At 71.9% G+C, this 14,232-nt stretch carries 12 protein-coding genes; 6 read left to right on the top strand and 6 right to left on the bottom strand.

The window, feature by feature from the left end:
• Positions 1 to 97: 97 nt before the first annotated feature.
• Positions 98 to 1,144 (top strand): substrate-binding domain-containing protein, encoded by a 1,047-nt coding sequence (locus OG689_RS36505; RefSeq protein ID WP_266325590.1) that lies wholly within the window; start codon positions 98 to 100, stop codon positions 1,142 to 1,144.
• 423 nt (positions 1,145 to 1,567) lie between these two features.
• Here the strand turns inward: OG689_RS36505 and OG689_RS36500 are convergent, their stop codons facing one another.
• From OG689_RS36500 to OG689_RS36480, 5 genes are all read right to left on the bottom strand, one after another.
• Positions 1,568 to 2,374: an ATP-binding cassette domain-containing protein gene (locus OG689_RS36500; RefSeq protein WP_266325589.1), complete on the bottom strand. Its 807-nt coding sequence runs from the start codon at positions 2,372 to 2,374 to the stop codon at positions 1,568 to 1,570.
• Positions 2,375 to 2,890: 516 nt separating this feature from the next.
• Positions 2,891 to 4,636, bottom strand: coding sequence for a ricin-type beta-trefoil lectin domain protein (locus tag OG689_RS36495; protein WP_266325588.1), 1,746 nt, complete (start codon positions 4,634 to 4,636; stop codon positions 2,891 to 2,893).
• A gap of 175 nt (positions 4,637 to 4,811) precedes the next feature.
• Positions 4,812 to 5,087, bottom strand: a complete 276-nt coding sequence (locus tag OG689_RS36490) for a hypothetical protein (protein ID WP_266325586.1) — start codon at positions 5,085 to 5,087, stop codon at positions 4,812 to 4,814.
• A gap of 323 nt (positions 5,088 to 5,410) precedes the next feature.
• A complete protein-coding gene (locus OG689_RS36485) occupies positions 5,411 to 6,370 on the bottom strand; it encodes a class I SAM-dependent methyltransferase (RefSeq protein ID WP_266325584.1) in 960 nt (319 codons plus the stop codon).
• Between the two features lie 250 nt (positions 6,371 to 6,620).
• A complete protein-coding gene (locus OG689_RS36480; RefSeq protein WP_266327703.1) occupies positions 6,621 to 7,415 on the bottom strand; it encodes a fused MFS/spermidine synthase in 795 nt (264 codons plus the stop codon).
• Positions 7,416 to 7,844: 429 nt separating this feature from the next.
• On the opposite strand from OG689_RS36480, the gene OG689_RS36475 reads away from it, so the two are divergent.
• The 4 genes from OG689_RS36475 to OG689_RS36460 all read left to right on the top strand — a co-directional run bounded on the left by OG689_RS36475 (position 7,845) and on the right by OG689_RS36460 (position 11,853).
• Positions 7,845 to 8,804, top strand: coding sequence for an alpha/beta hydrolase (locus tag OG689_RS36475; RefSeq protein ID WP_266325582.1), 960 nt, complete (start codon positions 7,845 to 7,847; stop codon positions 8,802 to 8,804).
• 260 nt (positions 8,805 to 9,064) lie between these two features.
• On the top strand, positions 9,065 to 9,697 hold the full coding sequence (locus tag OG689_RS36470) for a 2'-5' RNA ligase family protein (RefSeq protein ID WP_266325580.1): 633 nt from the start codon (positions 9,065 to 9,067) through the stop codon (positions 9,695 to 9,697).
• Positions 9,698 to 10,047: 350 nt separating this feature from the next.
• On the top strand, positions 10,048 to 11,031 hold the full coding sequence (locus OG689_RS36465; RefSeq protein ID WP_266325578.1) for a trypsin-like peptidase domain-containing protein: 984 nt from the start codon (positions 10,048 to 10,050) through the stop codon (positions 11,029 to 11,031).
• A 360-nt stretch (positions 11,032 to 11,391) separates the two neighbouring features.
• Positions 11,392 to 11,853 carry a hypothetical protein gene (locus tag OG689_RS36460; protein WP_266325576.1) on the top strand — a complete coding sequence of 154 codons (462 nt, stop codon included), beginning with the start codon at positions 11,392 to 11,394 and terminating at the stop codon, positions 11,851 to 11,853.
• Positions 11,854 to 12,240: 387 nt separating this feature from the next.
• Here OG689_RS36460 and OG689_RS36455 read toward each other — a convergent pair whose 3' ends face one another.
• A complete protein-coding gene (locus OG689_RS36455) occupies positions 12,241 to 12,702 on the bottom strand; it encodes a hypothetical protein (protein WP_266325574.1) in 462 nt (153 codons plus the stop codon).
• Between the two features lie 797 nt (positions 12,703 to 13,499).
• Here OG689_RS36455 and OG689_RS36450 point away from each other — a divergent pair.
• The gene (locus OG689_RS36450; protein WP_266325572.1) at positions 13,500 to 14,192 is read left to right on the top strand and encodes a DUF4232 domain-containing protein; all 693 of its coding nucleotides are present in this window, start codon (positions 13,500 to 13,502) and stop codon (positions 14,190 to 14,192) included.
• Positions 14,193 to 14,232 lie beyond the last annotated feature (40 nt).

Genomic DNA, 14,232 nt, shown 5'->3' with positions numbered 1-14,232 from the left:
GGCCATGCCGCTCGGCGGCCCGACGAATCGCGCCGCCGGACCGGCAGCCCACAGCCTGCCGCCTCCACAGTCGGCTACTCGTACAGGAGTACTTGTGATGTTCCACCACCGTGCCGGGCACCTCGCCGCCCCCACCCGCCTTCTCCTCGCGGCCGGGCTGCTCACCGGGTGTTCCGTCGGCCAGGGGTCGGCCGACTCCGGTGGCCGGGTGCCTCCCGCCTCCGCGCAGATCTCGATCACCTACCTGCAGAAGCAGGGCGACCAGGAGTACTTCGTCGACGAGGCGGCCGGCGCCAAGGCCGAGGCCGCCGCACTCGGGATCGGTCTGACCGTGGTGGACGTGGGCAGTGACGCCACGAAGGCACTCGGTGCGCTGCACTCCGCGATCGCCGACAGGACGGCGGGGGTGATAGTCGTCGCACCCGATCCGGCGATCGGTCCTGAGTTCGCCATGACCGCCCGGAAGGCCGGGGTGGCGCTTCTCGCCTCCGACGACCAGATCTGCACCGACCTTCCGGACCCGAGTGTCTGCTCGCGTCAGAACCTGGTACCCAGGGTGGGTTTCAGCGGGGAGCAGATGGGCGCCCAGGTCGGTACGCGCGCGGGCGAGGAGTACCGGAAGGCGGGCTGGACACCCGGCGACACCCGGATCGTGTACGCCTGGCAGCAGGACGTGAACGTCTGCCGGGAGCGCATCAACGCAGCGAGCCGCGCCTTCGAGCAAGTAGCCGACAGGGTCCGTTCCTTCGACGTCGGTACGGACAACACCCTGCGGGGCGCTCAGCTCAAGGTCGCGTCGCGAATCGTGGTGGACGGCGTCGGCGTCAAACACTGGGTGGTCTGGGGGTGCAACGACGAGAACGTCCGCGGTGCCATGACCGCCCTCCAGAATGCCGGTCTGAGCTCCGACAACGTCATAGGCGTCGGCCTGGGCGGCTACCTCGCCTGCAAGGACTGGAGCGGCAGCAAGCCCGCCGGGATGAGGGATGCCCTCTTCATCAACGGCAGAGACGTTGGCGCCCTGGCCGTCCGGACGATGTACGACAAGCTCAAGAACGGCAGGCCGTTCCCTGTCGAGGCCCTCGCGACCACCACCATGCTCGACGCCAACACCTGGCGGAGCTCCGGCGCCCCCTGCAGGTGACCTGCCCCCGGGACGCCTGGTCCGACACCGGGGGCCGGGCCGGCATGGTGCTCGACGCCGTCGAGGCGGCCGGCCACGCGGACGGAGGGCGACCTCTCGCTGACCGGGCGCACGGCAGCGGCACCCGGGCGCGGTCGGGTTCGGCTCAGGGTTCGGGACGGGAGAAGGGACCGTGCCGGCGGCGCCGGAAACGCGAGGGGCAGGCGCGCCCCGACGTGAAGTCGAGGTACGCCTGCCCCTGCCCAGAACGGATCGCCGCGTGTCCTGCACGGCACGGCACGGCACGGCCGTCGCGCTCGCGCCGACCGACCGGCCGCCGGACGAGTCAGCAGGCTCTCCGTCCACCGGAGTTCTCGTCGTTCCCGTGGGGTGCCGGCGAAGTGCCCGGCGCCGGTGGACACCACCGCTTGGCCGTCCAGCGGCTCAGGCCGCCCGGTCGCGCCGCGCCTCCGCGTGCCAGCGTCCTCCCGATGACCTGGTGAGAGCGACGGGGCAGCCGAAGCAGTCGCTGACGCTCCGGCTGGTCAGGACCTCGTCGACCGGGCCGGAGTACAGGACACGGCCCGCACGGAGCAGTGCTGCGTGCGTCGTACCGGAGGGCAGTTCCTCCAGGTGGTGCGTGACGATCACCGACGCCAGTTCGGGACGGGCACGCTGAAGTATGTCGATGCTCTCCACGAGTTGTTCCCGGCCGGGGAGGTCCAGGCCGGTAGCGGGCTCGTCGAGGAGGAGCAGGCCAGGGTCCGGCATCAGGGCCCGGGCGATGAGGACCCGTCCGCGCTCGCCCTGGGAGAGCACCGGCCAGAGTGTGTCCGCCCGCTCCGACAGACCGAGCATGGCGATGAGCTTGTCGGCCGTGGCCCCCTGTGCGGGGGTGGGAGTCCAGCGGGGGCTGCTTTCGATGGTGCCGGTGAGGCCGGTGAGCACGACCTCGGAAACCGTGAGCGCGGACCGCAGGGGATGCCGCGGGTTGACGTGCCCGATCAGGCCGCGGAGCTTCTGCAGGTCGACGCGGCCCAGCGTGTGTCCCAGAACCTGGACCGTTCCCCGGGTCGGATGGCTCACGGCACCGAGCAGACTGAACAGCGTGGTCTTCCCGGCCCCGTTGGGTCCGAGAAGCGCCCAGTGCTCGCCGGGGTGGACCGTCAGTGACACTCCGTCCAGCAGAAGCCTTCCGTCACGCACGACGTCCACCTGGTGGGCCTGGAGCGCAGGAGTGTGGGGGGCCATGGTTCCTCACCTGGTCGGTCAGTACCCACCTGAGAGCGGCGGGCGCCACCAACCCTTCACGATCCGCGGTCGCCGCTGCAAGGGGCGGAGCGAAGCACCGTTCCAACCGACGTGTGAACATTGTCACCGGGAGCTGAGCCTCGTCGGCGCCGGCGTACAATGCGTCGGCCGGCCCCGGATGCTGGGCCGGCCACGCCCCCGCTACCCGGTCGGACGTCGCACGTCACCGCAGTGGCGGCAGCGCCCGCGGGCCGCTCCCCGGGGCGGGGACTCCGGTCCGATCTGGTCCCGGGGCGCCTCACGGGCTGATCGACAATGCGTGAACGTGGGAACCATCCACGCTTGTCCTCCCACCCCGGTCGTTTACCAGCCTGAGTGATCGCGCCTGGCCGACGGCGATGTCCAAGACGCTTCCCAGCAGGCCCACTTGTCCAGTGACCCGGCGTCCGCACGGACCAGGAGTCGGTCCGTGCGGACAGCCGGTTCAATCAGGAACGATGGTCACGACTCGGTTCGTCAGGCCACCTGCACGCCGGATCCGAGGGTCCACTTCTGGTTGGCGCCCCCGTTGCAGTTCCACAACTCGAGGCCGGCGCCGTTGGGGTTGGTGGCCCCGGTGACGTCGAGGCAGAGCCCGGACGGAACGCCGGTGATCGTGCCGTTGGAGTTGACGTTCCACTGCTGGTTGGTGCCGCCGTTGCAGTCGTAGATCTCCACGTGCGTACCGGCGGTGGTGGCGCCGCCGTGGGCGTCGAAGCACTTCCCCAGCACCTTCAGCGTCTTGGCCGAGGAGCTGTAGGTGATCTTCTGGTTGCCGCCGCCGTTGCAGTCCCACACGTCCAGCTGAGTGCCGTTCACCAGGGTGCTGCCCGGGTCGTCGGCGCAGCGGCCGGAGAGGCCACTGGTCAGGGAGCCGCCGACCGGGGTCGAGGTACCGGACGGAGTGATCTTGAACAGCGCGGACTCGTGCGGGGCCAGGCTCCGGCTGACGGAGTTGGTGAGCGTCTCGTTCGACTTGCCCCACAGGTTGCGCACCGTGGCGGAACCGCTGAAGCCGAGGTCGGAGAAGTTGGCCGTCACCGTCGCGTTACCGGCCCGGTCGGAACGGTTGAACAGCGCCACCGTGTAGCTGCCGTCCGGGTTCTTCTGCTTCGTGGCCCACACCTGCAGATCGTTGTTGTTCGAGATCTGGCTGGCCACCACGGAGTCGGTCTGGTTGACGGCGGTCACCTCGGCGTTCTTCAGCATGTTGAGGTCGCCCGCGTCCAGGTTGGTCAGGTCGCTCCCCAGCATCATCACCGACCGCGTGATCGCCCACAGGGTGATCACACTCTGCCGCTCGTTCACGGTCAGACCGTTGTGGTCACCGTTGCCGACCTCGATGGAGTCCGGGTCGTTCCAGCCACCCGGACCGGCGTACTGCCCCCACTGAGCCAGGTTCGCCCAACGCGGCCCGACGTTGCTCCAGTTGGTGAGGGTCGAGCAGTAACACTCGATGTCACCCCCGGTCCGCCAGCTGTTGGCGTTCTGCTGCCAGGTCTTGATGTTGTTGATGTCCAGGGTGTTCGACAGGCCGTAGTGGATGGTGCGGCCGGTCTGGTTCAGCGCCTTCGACCAGGCGATGACGTCGTCCTGGTCGCTGGTGTGCACGCCGTCGATCTTGATGTAGTCGACCCCGTAGGAGGCGAACAGGTTCGCCCACGAATTCACGAACGCCTGTGCCGCGGTGGGGTTCTTCTTGTAGTCGATGAAGTACATGACATTGCCCCACCCCCCGTAGTTCGACTCGAAGGTCGTCGTGCTGGAGACGATGTCCCGTGCGTGGTACGAGGTGCCCTCGATCGGGGTGTTCTGGTCGTACGCCGCCTTCGGAATGCCCGGCGTCACATACATGCCGAACTTCTCACCCAGGTTGTGGATGAAGTCGCCCAGGTTCTTCATGCCGCTGGGGAACTTGGCGTTGTCGACGACCCAGCGACCGTCCTGATCGACCGTGGTGCCGGGGTTCTTGATGTAGTAGTCGTCCAGGTTGATGTACTTGTAACCCGCCGCCAGCAGGCCCGAGTCGTGCATCGCCTGAGCCTGGGCCCTGAGCTTGGCCTCGCTCGGGTTGTATCGGAGAGAGCTCCAGCTGCTCCAGCCCATCGGCGGCGTCCGCGACGCTCCGTTGTCCTGGGCCTGCGCGGGCGTCGAGCCAGCCAGGGTGGATATGACCAGCGACGACGCCAGGGCAATCGTCGCGACGAGCGCGCGCTTGTACATGACTCTCCTTCGAGTCGATTCACGTCACGTCAGATGTTTCAGACTGTGCTGCATTGAGCCCTATTGTTCGATCAGGTGTCAATACATCCACACAAGTGGACTCGATCGGACAGATTCATTCAGTGACGGCGTGACAAAGCGGCTGTCCGCTGGAACAAAAACACCGCCACAGCAATCACTTGAGCGGCAATGACGACCCACCGATCAACGAACTGCGGTGGGCTCGGGCCGCCTGGTGTTGGTGCTGGCGGCGCCAGGCGGACCGGTGCAGGACGCGGTCGCGGTCGCGGTCGCGGTCGCGTCGCGGGCGGGACAGGGCGGTGATCCGGAGCAACCGCAGGACCTCGCGGACATCGGGCGGGATGAGCCGGTGGCCCGAGGGTGCCGCGGTGGTGGTGCGGGCGCGCGTGACGGCGAGGACGGTGGTGGCGAGCTGGAAGTCCTCCTCCACACGCCACCTGCGGCACACCCCATCCACGAGAGCGCGAGGGCGTCGTTGGATGGCGGAGTGACAGGGATGGAAGGAGAGTTCACGGGTGTAGCGGTGACGGCGGGCCAGGTGCGGGTCCAGCCAGCGGTGCAACTCGCTCGGCGCGAGTTACCGGCAGGCCGCGTAACGGAAGCTCGCGCGCATCAGCGATGGAGCAGTCGGCGTCCCGGCAAGGGGCATCGGGCCTCTCCTGTCCGTCGGGGAGAGGCAAAGCGTCCCCACCGACGGGGAATTGGCCGGACCGTGATTCTGTGCCTGTCGGCAATTTCGCCGCTGTGGGCTCCCTACGACTGCCCGGGTCGCCCGACGAACTCCAAGGCGGTGACCGAAGGGCGACGGGTGGCCAGCGGCGGCACCCTCAGCGCGAGCGGCAGAAGGGCACCCAGCAGGCCACGCCCACCGACCGGCCACACGTCCCGCACCGCCATCACCGCCGAACTCGCGCTACGGAGCTTGTCCCGCTCACCCGCGTCCATCGCCCATGGCATCGAAGGCGCCTGGTAACCGTGGTGGGTACGCACCTTCCCGCTCAGCGTAAGGCGCCTGAACCAACGAGGAACAGCGTCCAGCACAAGGGTTCCGCCGGGGAACGCCTCGGCGCAACCGGCGATCAGGGAACGCACCTGGGCTGGCTGAAGATACATCAACAGGCCCTGCGCAGTGACCAATACCCCACTGCTGCGGTCCACCTCGTCAGCCCATGCCAGCCCGGTGGCGTCCGCGGCAAGATAGCGCTGCCGTGGCCCGGGCGGCAGCAACTTCTCGCGCAGCGCCAACGACTCGGGCAAGTCAACGGTGAGCCACGAGGCGCGACCGTTGTCGACCCGCCAGAACTGGGTCTCCAGGCCCTCGCCGAGGCAGACCACCGTCCCGCGCGGATGCCGGGTGAGGAAGTCCGCCACCTCCCGGTCGAAGCAGGCCACCCGCAGCGCCTGGAGCTGCGCCTGAACCGCGCTGCTGCCGAAGCGCTCGGCGAAGGGGTAGTCGATCCGGTCGACCAGCTCGACGGCCTTCGGGTCCGGCAGCACGGTGTCGGGGCGGGCCGCCTCGACGGCGCGGTGGTAGAGCGTCCACAGGGCGGTTTCGGGCACCGCCGCGAGGTCGGGGGCGACGGACGCGGTGGCAGCGTCCGCGGGGGCCGCGCCGCCGGTCACCCCGTTCTCCGGTCCGCCGTCGTTCGGGGCGCCCCCCGGCCCGCGGTCGGACGGTACGCGGTCGGACGATGCCGGTCGGCGGGCGGTCATGGTCGCGCTCCTCGGGACGTGGTGACTGGACCTGCCGATTCTGGCACCGGCGGCGCGTGCGGCCCGACCCCGGCTCGCCGGGCGCGCCGGAACGATGATCGGTTCAGGTGGAGCGTACGGGCCGCCGTCCCGGCGGACCGGACGGACGGGCGGACGGACGGACGGGCGGACGGTCCAGGTAGGAGCACCCCCGGGCCTGTCGGCCCGTCCGCCGACGCCCGTCGCCGGCCCGTCGCCGGCCCGCAGCCGCTCAGCCGACGCTGAACGCCCCGGCGGGCGGCGCCGGGGAGGCTTCGGCGTGCTCGTCCAGGACGGGACGGGCCCGGCCGACCAAGGTGGTCAGCTCGTCCTCGTCGCACAGGCGGGCCGGGAAGGGGTCGGCGGCGAGCAGCCGGCTCAGGGCTCGCACCGGCAGCGGCCGGTCCGAGCCGATCAGCAGGATGTTGCCGTAGCGGCGCCCGCGCAGCACCGAGGGCTCGGCGACCAGGCAGGTGTGCGGGAAGACCGCCCGCAGGGTCGCGGCCTGGGCCCGGGCGAAGGCCAGCGGCGGTCCGTCGGCGAGGTTGGCGGCGTAGCAGCCACCGGGCCGCAGCACGGCGGCCGCGTGGCGGAGGAACTCCACCGAGGTCAGGTGGGCGGGGGTGCGCGAGCCGTGGAAGACGTCCGCGACCACCAGGTCGGCCGAGCCGGCCGGCTCGGCGGCCAGGGCCGCGCGGGCGTCCGCGACCGTGGTGGTGATGTCGACGCCCGGGCCCTGCCAGGGCAGCCGCTCCTCGATCAGGGCGAGCAGCGGGCCGTCGATCTCGGCCACCCGCTGGCGGGAGCCGGGCCGGGTCGCGGCGAGGTAGCGCGGCACGGTGAGCGCGCCCCCGCCGAGGTGCAGCACGTCCAGCGGCTCCCCGGCGGGGGCGAGCGCGTCCGCCAGGTGGCCGAGCCGGCGGGTGTACTCGAACTCGAGGTGGGTCGGGTCGCCGAGGTCGACGTAGGACTGCGGGGTGTCGTCGAGGGTGAGCAGCCAGCCGCCGTCCTGGTCGATGTCCGGCATCAGCTTGGCGACCCCCAGGTCGACCTGGCGCTGCACGGGCACGGGGTCGGCCGGCTCGTCCAAGGGCGCGCCCGGCAGCTGGTCCGACGGCGGGCCGGGGGTGGCGTCGGTCGAGCCGGACCGACCGGAGGCGCCGCTCACGATGCCGCCCGCCGCTGCCGGGTGCCGGGTCGGACCTGGTCGGCCGGAACCCTGATCCCGCCGGCCGCACCCTGCTGACCTGGGGTTTTCCGGCGCCCCGACGGGAGGGACGAGCGGGAGGCGACCGGAAGGGCCCGCCCGGTGGCGACATTTCTGAGCATTCCCGCAGCATAGGCGCCCGGCGCGGAGTCGCTGCCACCAGAAAGGCTACCGGCCGGTATCGTCGGTGCTCCCTGAAGCATTGGTACCTGTGACGGCAGGTCGGATCAGAGATCGGGTGGGTCAGACGTGGAGTTCCGCGAAGACATCCTGGGTGCACCGTACGAGGCGGCCGAGCTGCCGCTGCGCGCCGACGAGGAGGGCGCCGTCCACGCGACCCTGGTGAGGCGGCTGGTCCCGGGCTCCCGGCAGGCCGTCCTCTACCTCCACGGCTACACCGACTACTTCTTCCAGACCAACCTCGCCGAGCACTTCACCGCGGCCGGCTTCTCCTTCTACGCCCTGGACCTGCGCAAGTACGGGCGCTCGCTGCGACCGCACCAGTCGCCCAACTTCGTCCGCGACCTGGCCGCCTACGACGAGGAGATCGACGAGGCCGTCCGGGTCATCCGCGATCTGGACGGCCACACCCGGCTGCTCGTCAACGGCCACTCCACCGGGGGTCTGGTGGCCGCGCTCTGGGCCTCCCGGCGGGCCGGCCGCGGCCTGGTGGACGGGCTCTTCCTGAACAGCCCGTTCCTCTCCATGCCCGCCGCCCCGGCGGTCCGCGCGATCGGGGCACCGGCCATCGACGTCCTCGGCCGGCTGGCGGCCACCCGCAAGCTGCCCGCGCCGCTCAACCCGCACTACGTCCACAGCCTGCACCGGGACCACCGGGGCAGCTGGGACTTCGACCTCACCCTGAAGCCCGCCGCGGGCTTCCCGCTCTTCGCCGGCTGGCTCGCCGCCATCCAGCGCGGGCAGCGCGAGGTCCGGCGGGGGCTGCGGATCGACGTCCCGGTCCTGCTGATGGCTTCCACCGCGTCCACCGTCACCACCAAGTGGGACCCGGCCCTGCTGCGGACCGACGCCATCCTGCGGGCCGACGACATCGCCGCCCTCGCCCCCCGCCTCGGCCGCCACGTCACCACCGTCCGGATCGACGGCGGCATGCACGATCTGGTCCTCTCGGGCGACCAGGCGCGTGCCCAGGTCTTCGCAGAGCTGGACCGCTGGTCCGAGGCGTACTTCCCGGCGCCGGTCGCCTGAGCCCGGGGCCGGTCACCGGCGCCGCGGAGGCGTACTTCCCGGCACCGGTCACCGGCGCCGCGGAGGCGTACTTCCCGGCACCGGTCACCGGCGCCGCGGAGGCGTCCGTCGGGGTCCGTCGTCCGGCCGGTCCGACCCTGGGCCCGGACGGAGGCGGGCCGACGGGACAGAAGGAGGTCCGACGGGATGAGCGACCGGCGGGCCCGGGTGACTGGCCGCACCGTTCGCCGTACGGGCCGCCGGCGGCGGACCATGGGCGGGTGGAACCGTGGCCGAGTCCCGACGAGGCCGGGGCGGCCGCCGCCCCGGCCGTGCTCGAGCTCGCACCGACGCCCCGGACGGCGCTGGCCTGGATTCCTCCGCCGGAGCTCTGGCCGGCGGTCCAGGACATCCGCTGGGAGCACGACCCGCAGGTCCGCCGGTGGCCGCCGCACGTCAACCTGCTCTTCGGTTTCGTCCCCGAGTCGGACTTCCGGCGGGCGGCCCCGCTGCTGGCCGAGGTGGCCGCCCGAACGCCGCCCTTCACCGTGCGACTGCAGGGGGTGCACAGCTTCCGGCACCGCCGGTACGCCACGGTCTGGCTCGATCCGGCCGCGGCCGATCGACGGCCTTGGGCCGCGCTGCACGAGGCGCTGGCGGAGCGGTTCCCGCAGTGCGCCGGCCGCCGCCCCGGGTTCACCCCGCACCTGTCGCTCGGCCGCACGGGAGATCCACGGGGGCTCGCCGCCGAGTGCGAGGCGCGACTCGGCGGCCGTCCGGCGCGGGTCGGCGAGCTGACCCTGCTCGCGCGACGGGAGGCGGGGCCGATGCTGGCGCGCGCCACGGTCACGCTGGGGACGGGAGAGTTCCGGCCGGCGGCGAGGCCGGGCGGAGGGGTACGGTCCGACCCCTGACAGGGGGCGCGTCGGCGACGGTCGAGAGCTCCGGGCCCGCGGGCGTACGGACCGACCGCCGCCCAGGCGGATCGTCCCCCGCCCGTTCCTGTCCTTCCCTTCCTGCCCTTCCGTTCCTGGCCGGCCGAACCTTCCGGCCGACCGGCAGGAAGTCCGGCGGGCCGGGCGTTGTTGAGGATGAGAGTGCACCGGCAGCCGGTCGCCGGCCGGTACCCGCGTGCATGCCCACCGGACGAGGGCGGGAGGCGGGCGCAGCACTCCGGTACGGGGTCCCGGGCGTGGCGTGATGCGCCCCGGCCGAGGCGGGCCACGCGCCGGTGGCCGCCGTGTCTGGCCAGGAGGGCCGAGCCGTGTCCGGAACACTCCCCGAGCCCGGACGCTCCCCCGCGGAACGGGCCGGTCTCGACGCCTACTCCCGGGCCGTCACCGCGGTGGCCGCCGAGCTGACGCCGCGGGTGGCGGCGCTGCAGGTGCTCCGGCGAAGCCGGGGCGGTTGGTTCGCGTCCGGGACCGGGTCCGCCGTGGTGTTCACCGAGGACGGCTTCCTGCTCACCAACGCCCACGTGGTCGGGCACGCCGACGCCGGGACCTTGGACTTCGCGGACGGCACGACCGCGCCCTTCCACACCATCGGCACCGATCCGCTGTCGGACCTGGCCGTGCTCCGGGCCGACGCGGCGACCCCGCCGCCGGTGCGGCTCGGCGAGGCCGGCGCCCTGCTGGTCGGCCAGCTGGTGGTCGCGGTGGGGAACCCGCTCGGGCTGGCGGGCACGGTCACCGCGGGCGTGGTCAGCGCCCTGGGCCGGTCGCTGCCGGCCCGTACCGGCACCGCCACCCGGGTGATCGACGACGTGATCCAGACCGACGCGGCCCTGAACCCGGGCAACTCCGGCGGGGCGCTCGCCACCGCCGACGGCCAGGTGGTCGGGATCACCACGGCGGTGGCCGGGAACGGCCTCGGCCTGGCCGTCCCGATCAACGTCACCAGCCGTCTGATCATCAGCACCCTGCTCAGCGACGGGCGCATCCGCCGCGCGTACCTCGGGCTGGCGGGCGTGCCCGCGCCGCTGCCGCCGGCGCTCCGCGCCCGGACCGGCCGGCGCGACGGGATGCGCGTCGTCGAGGTCGTCCCGGGGGCGCCCGCGGCCCGGGCCGGGCTACGGGCCGGCGATCTGCTGCTCACCGCCGAGGGGGAACCCGTCGCGAACGCCCAGGCCCTGCAGCGGCTGATGCTGGCCGACGCGATCGGCCGGCCGATGGCGCTCACCGCTCTGCGCGGCGACGCCCTGGTGGACGTGATCGCCACCCTCGCCGAACTGCCGGCCGACGACTGACGGGCCGGGAACGCCGGGACCATGCGTGGCCCCGGGCCGACCCGGCGGCACCGGCGGCGGATGTCCGAGGACCCGCGTGGGCGGGCAGGGTGCGACCCCCGGGGGTGGCGCGGGGGCTCGGCCTGCGAGCGCCGAAGCCCAGGTCAGGGGCGTGGGAGGACGCTGGTCGGGGCGTGGCGGGGGCACCTGGCGGGGTACGGCGCAGGCCGGCCGGACCCAGGAACGGCAAGGCTAATCCTCTGTCCCCGCACTTTTCTGACCGGCTATGCGTACCCCCTCCCCGCCGGGAGGTCCGTCATCTGTCCGGTCCTGCCAGGAGGACCGACCCGGGCCCGGGATCGGCACCTAGGCTCACTTGCCATGCCCACCACAACTTTCAGGCGCTTCGGCCTGTCCGCGATCCTGTCCCTCGTCCTCGCCCTGGCGTTCATGGCCTCCCCGGCGCACGCGGCCTCCCCCGCCCTGTCGGTCAGCGCGAGTTCGACGACGGTCACGCCCGGCGGCTCGGTGTCGCTCTCCCTGACGTTCACCAACGTCCACGACACCCCGGTGCAGTTCATCTACCAGTCCGTCCTGCCGACCTGGCAGACCACCCAGGCCCCCGGCCTGAAGTTCACGCTCAGCGGCAACACCGTCGACTACTCCGCGCCGATCGCCCCCGGGGCGAGCACCACCGTGACGATCTCCTACCAGGTGGCCGCCGACTCCTCCTGCGGCGGACGGATCGACCTCTACACGTACCTCTACTACGAGTACCAGGCCGGCAGCCTGACCGAGTCCACCATCCAGGACCTGCCCGGCAGCGACGTCCTCTGCGTCTGACACGGCTCCGTCCGGGGCGGGCCGCTCCCACCCCTTGGCAACGTCCGAAGACTGATCCGTCCGACAAGTGACTGCCCACAAGCCGCACCGGCCCCGCACCCCCTGGGCCGGTGCGGCCGTACGTCCGCAGGGCAGCAGCGGGTGGCGGCGGGCCCGGGGGCCGGGGCCGGGGCTCCGGCAGGCAGCCGGTGAGCAACCGGCCGGGGCGGGCGGAGCCCCGGCAAAGCAGGGCCCAGGCAGCAGGACAGCCGTGCGGTCGGGTGGCCTGGACGGCCCTGGTGGCGGCCGGGCGCAGCGGCTCGGGATCACGGGCAGCCACCCGGCTTCCTTGTCCCACGGCGAACCTGACGAGTCTTGCCGACTTTCGACCGTGGCCATGGTGACTCTCTAGAAGGATCGGAAGATTCCCGCCGGATCGATCCGGGCCGCCTCGGCGACGTCCGCGAAGTCCAGGTTGGCGATCAACAGGTTCGCGTGGATGTCGTGAATGCCGGCGGGGACGACGCGGACCGATCCGCCGTAGGCCTCGAACTCCTCGTCGCTCACGCACGCGTCCCTGGTCAGGACCGCCACGGCCAGCAGTGCGTACTCCTGGTGCCGCATGGTGATGTGGTCGGCGAGGAAGACGACGCTCAGCTCCTCGTCCGCGGACACGGCGGCGATCACGTCATCGGCCGCAGCGCCGGCCCAGACCGGGTCGTCGACGAGATGGACGACGGGTTCGTAGTCACCGTCGCCCCACGGCTGCGACGATGCCGTGCACACGGCTCGCCAGGCCGCCTCGTCGCTGAAGTCGGTTCTGATGATCAGCGCGGCAGCGTCATTGCGGTCGGTGACAGCGGGCAGCACCTCGGGCTCCGATCTCCAGGGGTTCGGCCTGCGTACAGGGTGTCAGGCCCTACCGAGTACAGGGTGCCAGGCCCTACCGACAACGGCCGATTCCGACGTGACGGACCAAGCTGTCGAGACCGGACACCCGCAACGCGTCCTCGACAGGCGATCTTGACTGATCGACACATGATCTCGACTGCCCGAACCAGCGTCCGTCGGTCCGGTTGCCGGCCGATCAGGCTCCGCCTACGGCCCGGGGACCGGACCTCCTGACCCAACAGCACCTGCCCACCTGCCCACCTGGGCACCGGGGCACCCGCCTCGAAGGAACCCGCCTTGCGGCGCCGCGGCCGCTTACGAGCCTGTCCGTGTCACTCGACGGCGTTCGCCCGCGCTCCGTACGTCCGCCAGTGCCTTTGCGTGGTCGACCCGCGGTGGCACGAACCGGCCGGGCACCGCCAGGGCCGGACAGCGCCAAAGACGTGGCAGGGCAGGGCAGGGCACCGCATCTTGAGAGGACATGACCGGTCGTGGTCAAGATCCGCCGGGTTACGGGTCCGTCCCGGCGGCAGACGACCGTGAACGGCGACGCCGCAGTGGCGGCAACCGCCGTCCAGCCTGGTCAAGGCAGTACCCGGGCCACGGTGCACCGGTGATGGCGCGCGTCGAGCCCAGCCGTGTGTAACAGGAAGGTGCCGGAAGGTGATCGAGTGCAACGGTTCGCCAGGACCTACGAGTCCTGGTGAGCAGAACCGCCTGCGCGTACCGCCCCGCTCCGAACACCCGGCACCACCGACCGACACCGAGGAAGAACCATGCGCGTCCACCAACTCACCTTCGCCGCTCTGGCCGTCGCCGCCGGTCTCGCACTCACGGCCTGTCAGAACGACGACGGCGGCGAGGCGCAGGGCAGGCCTTCGTCCGCGGCCACGGCGACCTCCGCCGCCACCGCGCCGGCCGCGCCGCCGACATCCGCCGCGTCCACCCCGGGCCGTAGTTCGGGCCCGGGCAGTTCGGGTCAGGGCACCGCTACCGGCTCGGGCGGGTCGGCCACGCCCGCCGGGAGCGGGTCCAGCGGGAGCGGCAAGTCCGGCAAGTGCCGAACCGACGAGCTGGAGATCACGGCCGTGGAACGCACCATCGACGGCGACCTCGACGGCACCGTCGTGGTGGAGCTGAAGAACCGCGGCGGCCGGGACTGCGAGATCTCCGGGTACCCGGGCGCGGACCTGAAGACCACCTCGGGACAGCTGTCCGCCAAGCGGACGGGCGAGCCCGTCGTCACCGGCATCCTCAAGAACGGCAAGTCGACGTTCTTCGGCATCAGCTACCCCCTCAACAAGTCGAACGGCTCCGGCATCCGCATCACCGGGCTGATCGTGACCCCGCCGGACGAGACCAAGCCGGTCACCCTCAACTGGCCGGGCGCCACCACGCTCCCCGTCACCGACGGCACCGGCTCCCCCGTGAAGGTCGGCCCGATCGGAAGCGCCGGCCAGGGCGGCTGACCCCACGCCCGGAAGGGCGTCGGCCGCGGCCGCCGCCCGG

The organism is Kitasatospora sp. NBC_00240 (assembly GCF_026342405.1).
Classification (GTDB): Bacteria; Actinomycetota; Actinomycetes; order Streptomycetales; family Streptomycetaceae; genus Kitasatospora.
This window is presented reverse-complemented; position numbering and strand designations above follow the sequence as displayed.